Below are 9,485 nucleotides of genomic sequence, written 5' to 3'. Positions count from 1 at the left end.
ATCGATCCCGGAAGGATCCGCCATGGCCGGAAGCAACGAAGGCATCATCGACCCGCCCATCGACGCCCTGCTCGACAAGGTCGACTCGAAGTACCAGCTGGTGATCTACGCGTCCAAGCGTGCGCGTCAGATCAACGACTACTACTCCGACCTGCACGAGGGCAACCTGTTCGACAACGTCGGTCCGCTCGTGGACTCCTCCGTCGAGGACAAGCCGTTGACCATCGCGATGCACGAGATCCACGAAGACAAGCTGCGGCTCCGCTCGCTCGACTGATCCGACGGTCTCGCGCCGTCACATTCCTGCCCGCGGCAGCCGTACGTCGGTGGCCGCGGGCAGAATCGTTCTCGCCGTCCCGACACCGATCCCGTCCCGTCACGTCTCTGGGGAGCCCCGATGAGCCCGCTGCGCCTGTTCACGTCCGAGTCCGTCACCGAGGGGCATCCCGACAAGATCTGCGACCAGATCTCCGACAGCATCCTCGACGCGCTCCTGGCCGTCGACCCGGGTTCGCGCGTGGCGGTCGAGACCCTCGTGACCACGGGGCTCGTGCACGTCGCCGGCGAGGTCCGCACCGACGGGTACGCCGACATCCCCGGCATCGTCCGCGGCGTGGTCAACCGCATCGGGTACACCTCGAGCGAGACCGGGTTCGACGGCGACTCGTGCGGTGTCACGGTCTCGATCGGCGAGCAGTCCTCCGACATCGCCGCCGGCGTCGACAACGCGCTCGAGCATCGCGAGCAAGGATCGATCGACCCGACCGATGCGCTCGGGGCGGGCGATCAGGGCATCATGTTCGGCTACGCCACGAACGAGACGCCCCAGCTCATGCCGACCGCGATCTGGACGGCCCACCGCATCGCCGAGCGGCTGACCTCCGCCCGCCGCAGCGGCGCGCTGCCGTTCCTGCGCCCGGACGGCAAGACGCAGGTGACCCTCGGGTACGACGGGGCGACGCCGAAGACCGTCGAGACGGTCGTGCTGTCGACCCAGCACCAGCCCGACATCTCGCTGGCCGCGCTGCGGGCGGCCGTCCAGGCCGAGGTCATCGAGCCGATCCTGGCGCAGACCGGGCTCGACCTCTCGAACGTCGAGTACGTGATCAACCCCGCGGGGCCGTTCGTCACGGGCGGGCCGAAGGGGGACGCCGGGCTGACCGGCCGCAAGATCATCATCGACACCTACGGCGGCGCCGCCCGCCACGGCGGCGGGGCGTTCAGCGGGAAGGACCCCTCCAAGGTCGACCGATCGGCGGCCTATGCGATGAGATGGGTCGCCAAGAACGCCGTGGCGGCCGGGCTCGCCGAGCGGCTCGAGGTGCAGGTGGCATACGCGATCGGTCGAGCGGCGCCCGTCGGCCTGTACGTCGAGACCTTCGGAACCGGGACCGTCTCCGACGAGGTCATCACCGCCGCCATCCGGGACGTCTTCGATCTGCGCCCGCAGGCCATCATCGACCGTCTCGACCTTCTCCGGCCCATCTACGCCCAGACGGCCGCATACGGGCATTTCGGCCGTGAGCTGCCCGAGTTCACGTGGGAGCGCACCGACCGGGTCGAGGAGCTGCGCGCCGCCGCCGGCCTGTGAGCACCGCCCCGCGCCGCGTCGCGCGCGTGCTCATCGATTCGCCGCTGCCCCAGCTCGACCGGCTCTTCGACTACCTCGTCCCGGACGAGCTCGTGGCCCGCGCGAACCCCGGTGTGCGTGTGAAGGTCCCGCTGCGGACCGTCGGGCGCACCGTCGAGGGCTATCTCGTCGACCTCGCCGAGGAGAACGACGGCGATCGCCCGCTCTCCTCGCTCGAGGACGTCGTCTCGACCGTCGCCGTCCTGCCGGCGGCGCTGTACGCCACGGCACGCCGGACGGCCGACCGCGCGGCCGGCTCGGCGAGCGACATCCTGCGACTCGTCATCCCCAAGCGCATGGTGAGGGCGGAGAAGGCGTGGGCGAGCGCACCGCCTCCCGAGGCGCCGGTCGTCGACGACGGCGACCGCGCCTGGGCGCAGGGCGTCGCGGGCGCCTATCCGGACCTGCTGAACGCGGTTGCGGCCGGGGAGCGCGTGGCTCTGGATGCACCGCCGCGGCCCGGCGCCGAGGTGCCCGCGTGGGCCGAGCTGCTCGTCGCGATCGCGGTCGAGACGCTCGCGAGCGGACGCAGCGCCGTCATCGTCGTCCCCGACCATCGCGACGAGGCGCATGTGCTGACGGTCCTGGATACCCGCGTCCCGGAGTCGGCCGTCGTCCGCGACGACGCCCGTCGCTCGGGACCCGAACGTTACGCGAGCTATCTGCGGCTGCTCGCCGACACCCCCTGCATCGTCGTCGGCAACCGCTCCAGCGTCTACGCCCCCGCCCACGACGTCGGCGCCGTGCTGATCTGGGACGACGGCGACCCGCTGCTGGCCGAGCCGCTGAGCCCCGGGGTCCACGCCCGGGACGCCGCGCTCGTGCGGCAGGAGCTCGAGGGCAGCGCGCTCGTGTTCGCCGGTCTCACCCGCTCGACCGATGTCGAACGGCTCGTCGCGCTCGGGTGGGTGCGCGACGTGCCCGCACGTCGCCGGGAGAGCCCCAAGGTCGTGCTGTCGGCGACGCGCGAAGGCGAGTCGCGCGGCACCCGCGTGCCCTCGGCCGCGTTCGCCGCCGCTCGCGAGGCGCTCGCGGACGGCCCCGTGCTGGTGCAGGTCGCGCGCCCCGGTTACTCGCCCGTGCTGGTGTGCGCCGACTGCCGCACGCCGGCACGCTGCCCGCACTGCGCCGGTCCGCTGCGGGCCCGTCGCCCCGGAGCTGTCCCCGACTGCAGTTGGTGCGGCAGGTCCGCACCGGCCTGGGCGTGTGCGGCATGCTCGTCGCCGCGGCTGCGCATGGCGTCCTCGGGCAGCGAACGCACCGCCGACGAGCTCGGCCGTGCGTTCCCCAACACCCGGGTGATCGTCTCGGACGGCGAGCATCAGATGACCCACGTCGAACCGCGCCCGGCGCTGGTGATCGCCACGCGCGGCGCCGAGCCGTTCGTGCCCGGAGGGTACCGGGCGGTGATCCTGCTCGACGGCGACCGGATGCTGATGACCGAGCAGCTGCGCATCGCCGAGGCGTGTCTGCGGTGGTGGTCCGACGCCGCCGCTCTGGCAGCGCCCGGCGCACCCGTCCACCTGGTCGGCGTGGCCGGACCGGCCGCCCGGGCGCTCGCGACCTGGACGCAGCCCGCGTACGCCCGTACCGAGCTGTCGGAGCGCGCGCCGCTGCAGATGCCGCCGACCGTGCGGGTGGCCGCCATCGAAGGGTCGATCGCGGCCGTCAGCGGTGCGATCGAGCAGCTGCGCGCGGATGTGCCTCCGCTCGCCGACGGCGCCGTCCTCGGTCCCGTGCCGCGCGAGGAGGGCACGGTACGCGCGCTCGTGCGATTCGAGTACGCCCACGGCCGCGCGGTGGCCGACTCGCTCCGGGCCGCCGTCATCGCCGAGGCGCTACGTGGCCGCCGCCGCCGCGGTGCGAGCCCGGGACCGCGCAATACACTCAAGGTACGGCTCGACGTGCCCGATCTCGACCTGTGAGGAGCGCTATGCGCATCGTGTTCGCCGGGACCCCCGAACCCGCACTTCCGTCGCTGCGACGTCTCGCAGCATCGGGCCACCACGTCGTGGGCGTCGTCACCCGGCGTGACGCGCCGCTCGGGCGCAAGCGCGTCCTCACACCGTCGCCGGTCGCCGCACTGGCCGACGAGCTCGGTCTCCCGGTGCTCAAGACCGACCGGCTGGGTGACGACGCGACCGCTGCGATCGCCTCCTGGCGGCCCGACCTCGGCGTCATCGTCGCCTATGGCGGTCTCGTCCGCGAGCCGCTCCTGTCGCATCCCGCCCACGGGTGGATCAACCTGCACTTCTCGCTGCTGCCGGCCTGGCGGGGTGCGGCGCCGGTGCAGCGCGCTCTCATCGCGGGCGATCGCGTGACCGGGGTGAGCGTCTTCCAGCTCGTGCCGGCGCTGGACGCCGGCGACGTGTTCGCCGAGGCCCGGTACGACGTTCCTCGCGGCGCGACGGCGGGGGAGGTGCTCCGCGACCTCGCCGAAGTGGGAGCGGACACCCTCGCCGGCGTCGTCGACGCGATCGCCGCGGGCACCGCGCACGCGCAGCCGCAGCGCGGCGAGGCGTCACTCGCCCCCAAACTCGCCCTCGCCGACGGTCTCCTCGACTTCGACCTGGACGCCGATGACGTGCTCGACCGGTTCCGCGGCACCACCCCCGAGCCTGGCGCGCACACGACGATCGACGGGCAGCGCCTGAAGATCCTCGCCGCGATGCGCGGGCCCGATGCGTCGGTGCCGCCGCGGACCATCCGCCTCGTCGGCAAGGACGTGCTCGTCGGCACGCGCGCGGGCACGGTGCTGCTGCGCAGCGTGCAACCGGCCGGCCGCGGCGCGATGCCGGCCGCCGACTGGTGGCGCGGGCAGCGCGTCGAGAGCATCGAGGTGGGCTCGTGAGCCCGGCGCGTCGCGTCGCGTTCGAAGTGCTGCGGGCCGTCGACGAATCGGACGCGTACGCGAATCTCCTCCTCCCGCAGGAGCTGCGGCGTGCCGGCTTGTCCGCGGCCGACGCGGCACTGGCCACCGAACTCACCTACGGCACGCTGCGGCGTCGGGGCACCTATGACGCCATCATCGAACACGCCTCGGGGCGGTCGGTCGAGGCGATCGACCCGCCGGTGCGGGACGCGCTGCGGCTCGGCGTCCATCAGCTGCTGTCAACCCGGGTCGCCTCGCACGCCGCCGTCAACGAGAGCGTCGAGCTGGTCCGTCGTGCCGGGGCGGCCGGCGCGTCCGGGTTCGCGAACGCCGTGCTGCGCCGTATCGCGCGCGACAACCCGGGCGACTGGCTGCAGCGCGTCGCGGACGCGGCGCGCTCGGACGACGAGCGGTTGGGGCTGCGCTACGCCCACCCGGTCTGGATCATCCGCGCCTTCCGTCGCGCCCTGGCGGCCGAGGGCCGCCAGGACGAGCTCGAGGAGCTCCTCGCCGCCGACAACGTCTCGCCCTCGGTGACGATGGCGGCCCTGCCCGGGCTCGCCGAGATCCCCGCCGACGCGTCGCGGACGCCCTATTCACCGCTGGGCTTCCGCCTCGGTGGCGGCGACCCCGAGCCGGTCGTGAGAGCGGCCGGGGGCCGCATCCGCGTTCAGGACGAGGGCTCGCAGCTCGCCGTCCTCGCGCTCGCCCGCGCACGTCCGGTTCGTGCCGGGGAGCGCTGGCTCGACCTGTGCGCCGCTCCCGGCGGCAAGACGGCCGTGCTGGCCGCCGAAGCGCTCGCGGGCGGTGCGTCGCTGGAGGCGAACGAGATCTCACCGGTGCGGGCGAAGCTCGTCCGGACGTCCGTCGCGGGCGTGCCGCTCGAGGTTCCGGTGTCGGAGGAGGACGGTCGCACGCGCGCCGGGCGTGGTCGCTACGACCGCATCCTCGTCGATGCCCCGTGCACGGGTCTGGGCGCATTGCGACGCCGGCCCGAGGCGCGGTGGCGCAAGACGCCCGCCGACGTGCCCGACCTGTCGACGCTCCAGCGCGAGCTGCTCACCGCCGCGGTCGATGCCCTCGCGCCCGGGGGGATCGTGGCGTACGTGACCTGCTCGCCGCATCTGGCCGAGACCGCCGCCGTCGTCGCCGACGTCCGACGCGGGCGCGAGGACCTCGACGAGCTCGACGCGCGAGCGGTGCTCCGCGATGCGGCGCGCGGCGACCTCGATCTGCCGGACCCGGGCGACGCGTCGGGGCGAGCCCAGCTCTGGCCTCATCGCCACGGCACCGATGCGATGTCGGTCACGCTGCTTCAGCGACGATGACCCCCGATAATGGTCGGATGAGCGACGCCGTCCGCATCAACCCGAGCATCCTGGCCGCCGATTTCGTCAACATGCAGACGGAGCTCGGTCGCATCCGCTCGGCGGACTTCGTGCACGTCGACGTCATGGACAACCACTTCGTGCCCAACCTCACCTTCGGGCCGCAGATGGTCGAGCGCATCCAGGCGACGAGCCCGGTGCCGCTGGATGTACATCTGATGATCTCCGACGTCGACCGATGGGGGCCCGGATACGCCGAGCTCGGCGCGGCGAGCGTGACCTTCCACCTCGAGGCGGCAGCCGACCCCGTCGCCCTCGCTCGCCGGCTGCGGTCCATCGGCGCGCGTGCGGGGGTCGCGGTGAAACCCGGTACCCCGGTGGAGGGACTGTTCGAGGTGCTCGACGAGTTCGACCAGATCCTGGTGATGACCGTCGAGCCCGGTTTCGGTGGGCAGAGCTTCCTGGCCGACCAGATGCCGAAGCTGCGGCTGCTGTCCGACGAGGCGCGCCGTCGCGGCTCGTCGGTGTGGTTGCAGGTCGACGGCGGCGTCTCGGAATCGACGATCGCGCAGGCCGCCGCGGCCGGGGCCGACACCTTCGTCGCCGGCTCGGCGGTCTTCGGTGCGAGTGATCCGGATGCTGCGATTGCGAGCCTGCGTGGCATCGCCGCGGTGGCCCACCGGCACTGACGCCGGGCCGGTCGGGTCTGCGAGGGCCTCGGCTCCCGGTAACCTGGCTGGGTGAAGACGTTCGACGCCCTGTTCGCAGAGCTCACCACGATCGCCGAGACCCGGCCCGAGGGTTCGGGCACCGTCGCGCAGCTCGATCGCGGCGTGCACGCCATCGGCAAGAAGATCGTCGAAGAGGCGGCCGAGGTCTGGATGGCCGCGGAGTACCAGTCCGACGCCGAGACGGCCGAGGAGATCTCGCAGCTGCTCTACCACCTGCAAGTGCTGATGATCAGCAAGGGGCTGCGCCCCGAGGACGTCTACCGACATCTCTGAGCGACGCCCCGTCCTCCCGCTCCGAGAAAGAAAGACCCCCATGCTGCGCATCGCCGTCCCGAACAAGGGATCGCTCGCCGAGACCGCCGCCGAGATGCTGGCCGAAGCCGGCTACAGCGGCCGCCGCGATTCCAAAGACCTGCACGTCATCGACCCGGTCAACGAGGTCGAATTCTTCTACCTGCGCCCGAAGGACATCGCGACCTACGTCGGCTCCGGCGCGCTCGACGTCGGCATCACCGGCCGCGATCTCCTGTTGGATGCCCGCATGCCCGGCGCCCGCGAGATCGAGCGCCTCGGATTCGCCGGGTCGACGTTCCGCTTCGCCGCGCCGACCGGCACCTTCACCGATATCGCCGAGCTCGCCGGCAAGCGGATCGCGACCTCCTACCCGGGTCTCGTGGACGCGTTCCTCGACGAACGCGGGATCGCCGTGGACCTCGTCCCGCTCGACGGAGCAGTGGAGTCCGCTGTGCGTCTGGGGGTCGCCGACGCCGTCGCCGACGTCGTCGAGACCGGCACGACCCTGCGTCAGGCGGGGCTCGAGGTCTTCGGTCCCGAGATCCTGCGTTCGGAGGCCGTGCTCATCGCCGGCCCCTCCGATATCGACGGCACCGAGCGGCTGCTGCGACGCCTGCGCGGCGTGCTCGTGGCGCGCCGTTACGTGCTGGTCGACTACGACCTGCCCGCCGCCCTGGTCGATGAGGCCGTCGCGATCGCGGGCGGCATCGAGTCGCCGACGATCTCGCCGTTGCGCGACCCGGAATGGGTCGCCGTCCGCGTCATGGTTCCTCGCGCGAGCGTGAACACGACGATGGACGACCTGTACGCGATCGGCGCGCGGGCGATCCTGGTCACGGCGATCCACAACGCGAGGCTCTGAGATGACGTTGGCACGCCGCGTCATCCCGTGCCTCGACGTCGCCGCCGGCCGGGTCGTCAAGGGTGTGAACTTCGAGAACCTGCGCGACATGGGCGACCCTGTCGAGCTCGCACGGCTGTACTTCGACCAGGGCGCCGACGAACTGACCTTCCTCGACGTCACGGCGACCGTGGACGGTCGCGCGACCACCTACGACGTGGTCCGACGCACCGCCGAGCAGGTCTTCATTCCGCTCACGGTGGGGGGCGGCATCCGGTCGGTCGACGACGTGGCGCGCCTGCTCTCGGTCGGGGCCGACAAGGTCGGGGTCAACTCCGCGGCCATCGCCCGGCCCGACCTGCTCGGCGAGATCGCCGACCGTTTCGGCGCGCAGGTACTGGTGCTCTCGCTCGATGTGAAGCGCGCGCCCGGCACCGAGTCCGGGTTCGTCGTCACGACGCACGGCGGACGTACCGCGACCTCCCTCGATGCGCTCGCGTGGGCACGCGAGGCGATCGAACGCGGCGCCGGCGAACTGCTGGTCAACTCGATCGACGCCGACGGCACGAAGGACGGCTTCGACCTCGAGCTGATCGGCCTCATGCGCGAGCTCTCGGGCGTTCCCGTCATCGCCTCCGGCGGAGCCGGCGCGGCCGAGCACTTCGCGCCGGCGGTCGGGGCCGGAGCCGACGCCGTGCTCGCAGCATCCGTGTTCCACTCCGGGCAGCTGACCATCGGCGACGTCAAGGACGCCCTGGCGGCCGCCGACATCGAGGTGCGGCGATGAGCGAGTCGGTCAGCGAGCAGGTCGCCCGGGTCGCGTTCGACGCGAACGGCCTGGTCGCCGCGATCATCCAGCAGCACGACACGCGCGAGGTGCTGATGCTCGCGTGGATGGATGCCGAGGCGCTGCGGCGCACGCTCACCACCGGACGCGTGACCTTCTGGTCGCGGTCGCGGCAGGAGTACTGGCGCAAGGGCGACACCTCCGGCCACATCCAGCTCGTGCGGGGGGCGCGTCTTGACTGCGACGGCGACGCCGTGCTGATCTTCGTCGAGCAGGTGGGTGCCGCGTGCCACACGGGCACCCGCACGTGCTTCGACAGCGACGATCTCGATCCCGTGGTGGCGCCGTCGTGACGCGGAGCACCCGGACGCCGGCGGTCCTCGCCGCCGTCCTCGGCGGCGGGCTGGCCGTCATCGGTTCGACGCAGCCGTGGCTGGAGGCTACGTTGCGCGACGGGGCCCACGCCGTGCTGCCGGTGCCCGGTACGGAGGCCCTGCCGCTCGTGACGCCCCTGGGGCTCGCGGCGCTCGCCCTCGGACTCGCACTGTCCATCGTGGGGACGGTCCTGCGCTACGTGTTCGGCGCGATCGGCGTCCTCATCGGGGGGATGCTGTTCGCGGCGTCGCTGCGCATCGCCCTCACGGCGCCGCCCGAGGCAGTGGTCGGGGTCGTGGCCGACACCACCGGACTCACCGGCGTCGCGGCGGTCGAGGCCCTCGTCTCGGGGATCGCGGTCACGGCGTGGCCGTGGATCACCGCCGTCGGCGCGCTCCTGATCGCCGCCGGCTGTGTCGTCACCCTGGCCACCGCCCGGTCGTGGCGCAGCACCGCTCGCCGATATCGCACCGACCCCGCCGCCGAGACCGCACGTCCGCGCGGGTCACGCCCGCACGACGCCCACGACCCGATCGATTCGTGGGACGACCTGAGCCGCGGGTCCGATCCCACGGCCTGAGCCCCGGTAGACTGATCACAGCCCGAGAGATCCCGCTAAGGAGAACA

Annotated in this window: 11 protein-coding genes; all 11 read left to right on the top strand. The window is 72.4% G+C overall.

From position 1 onward, the window contains the following. The first annotated feature begins 22 nt into the window (after nt 1-22). Nucleotides 23-277 (top strand): DNA-directed RNA polymerase subunit omega, encoded by a 255-nt coding sequence (gene rpoZ, locus HW566_RS01300; RefSeq protein WP_023950606.1) that lies wholly within the window; start codon nt 23-25, stop codon nt 275-277. Between the two features lie 120 nt (nt 278-397). After that, nucleotides 398-1,591, top strand: a complete 1,194-nt coding sequence (gene metK, locus HW566_RS01295) for a methionine adenosyltransferase (protein WP_178009716.1) — start codon at nt 398-400, stop codon at nt 1,589-1,591. Then, the gene (locus HW566_RS01290; protein ID WP_178009714.1) at nt 1,588-3,555 is read left to right on the top strand and encodes a primosomal protein N'; all 1,968 of its coding nucleotides are present in this window, start codon (nt 1,588-1,590) and stop codon (nt 3,553-3,555) included. The genes metK and HW566_RS01290 overlap by 4 nt, the downstream gene beginning before the upstream one ends. Nucleotides 3,556-3,563: 8 nt before the next feature. Continuing rightward, nucleotides 3,564-4,481 carry a methionyl-tRNA formyltransferase gene (fmt, locus tag HW566_RS01285; protein ID WP_178009712.1) on the top strand — a complete coding sequence of 306 codons (918 nt, stop codon included), beginning with the start codon at nt 3,564-3,566 and terminating at the stop codon, nt 4,479-4,481. Next, nucleotides 4,478-5,830 carry an RsmB/NOP family class I SAM-dependent RNA methyltransferase gene (locus HW566_RS01280; RefSeq protein ID WP_178009710.1) on the top strand — a complete coding sequence of 451 codons (1,353 nt, stop codon included), beginning with the start codon at nt 4,478-4,480 and terminating at the stop codon, nt 5,828-5,830. Before fmt ends, HW566_RS01280 begins: the two co-directional genes overlap by 4 nt. Nucleotides 5,831-5,847: 17 nt before the next feature. Beyond that, a complete protein-coding gene (gene rpe, locus HW566_RS01275) occupies nt 5,848-6,519 on the top strand; it encodes a ribulose-phosphate 3-epimerase (RefSeq protein ID WP_178009709.1) in 672 nt (223 codons plus the stop codon). A gap of 51 nt (nt 6,520-6,570) precedes the next feature. Further along, nucleotides 6,571-6,834 (top strand): phosphoribosyl-ATP diphosphatase, encoded by a 264-nt coding sequence (locus tag HW566_RS01270; protein ID WP_178009707.1) that lies wholly within the window; start codon nt 6,571-6,573, stop codon nt 6,832-6,834. 40 nt (nt 6,835-6,874) lie between these two features. Continuing rightward, nucleotides 6,875-7,717 (top strand): ATP phosphoribosyltransferase, encoded by an 843-nt coding sequence (hisG, locus tag HW566_RS01265; RefSeq protein ID WP_178009705.1) that lies wholly within the window; start codon nt 6,875-6,877, stop codon nt 7,715-7,717. A 1-nt stretch (nt 7,718) separates the two neighbouring features. Further along, the gene (gene hisF / locus HW566_RS01260; protein WP_178009704.1) at nt 7,719-8,483 is read left to right on the top strand and encodes an imidazole glycerol phosphate synthase subunit HisF; all 765 of its coding nucleotides are present in this window, start codon (nt 7,719-7,721) and stop codon (nt 8,481-8,483) included. After that, nucleotides 8,480-8,836: a phosphoribosyl-AMP cyclohydrolase gene (gene hisI / locus HW566_RS01255; protein WP_178009702.1), complete on the top strand. Its 357-nt coding sequence runs from the start codon at nt 8,480-8,482 to the stop codon at nt 8,834-8,836. Before hisF ends, hisI begins: the two co-directional genes overlap by 4 nt. Beyond that, nucleotides 8,833-9,438 carry a Trp biosynthesis-associated membrane protein gene (locus HW566_RS01250; RefSeq protein WP_178009700.1) on the top strand — a complete coding sequence of 202 codons (606 nt, stop codon included), beginning with the start codon at nt 8,833-8,835 and terminating at the stop codon, nt 9,436-9,438. Before hisI ends, HW566_RS01250 begins: the two co-directional genes overlap by 4 nt. Nucleotides 9,439-9,485 lie beyond the last annotated feature (47 nt).

Origin of the sequence: Microbacterium oleivorans, assembly GCF_013389665.1 — a bacterium.
Classification (GTDB): domain Bacteria; phylum Actinomycetota; class Actinomycetes; order Actinomycetales; family Microbacteriaceae; genus Microbacterium; species Microbacterium oleivorans_C.
Note: the sequence above shows the minus strand (reverse complement) of the source record. Positions and strands in the feature narration are given on the sequence as shown.

Excerpts from the sequence above, each read along its gene's own strand:
- metK (WP_178009716.1), top strand. The coding sequence starts at position 398 with ATGAGCCCGCTGCGCCTGTTCACGTCCGAGTCCGTCACCGAGGGGCAT.
- fmt (WP_178009712.1), top strand. The coding sequence starts at position 3,564 with ATGCGCATCGTGTTCGCCGGGACCCCCGAACCCGCACTTCCGTCGCTG.
- rpe (WP_178009709.1), top strand. The coding sequence starts at position 5,848 with ATGAGCGACGCCGTCCGCATCAACCCGAGCATCCTGGCCGCCGATTTC.
- rpoZ (WP_023950606.1), top strand. The coding sequence starts at position 23 with ATGGCCGGAAGCAACGAAGGCATCATCGACCCGCCCATCGACGCCCTG.
- hisG (WP_178009705.1), top strand. The coding sequence starts at position 6,875 with ATGCTGCGCATCGCCGTCCCGAACAAGGGATCGCTCGCCGAGACCGCC.
- hisI (WP_178009702.1), top strand. The coding sequence starts at position 8,480 with ATGAGCGAGTCGGTCAGCGAGCAGGTCGCCCGGGTCGCGTTCGACGCG.
- hisF (WP_178009704.1), top strand. The coding sequence starts at position 7,719 with ATGACGTTGGCACGCCGCGTCATCCCGTGCCTCGACGTCGCCGCCGGC.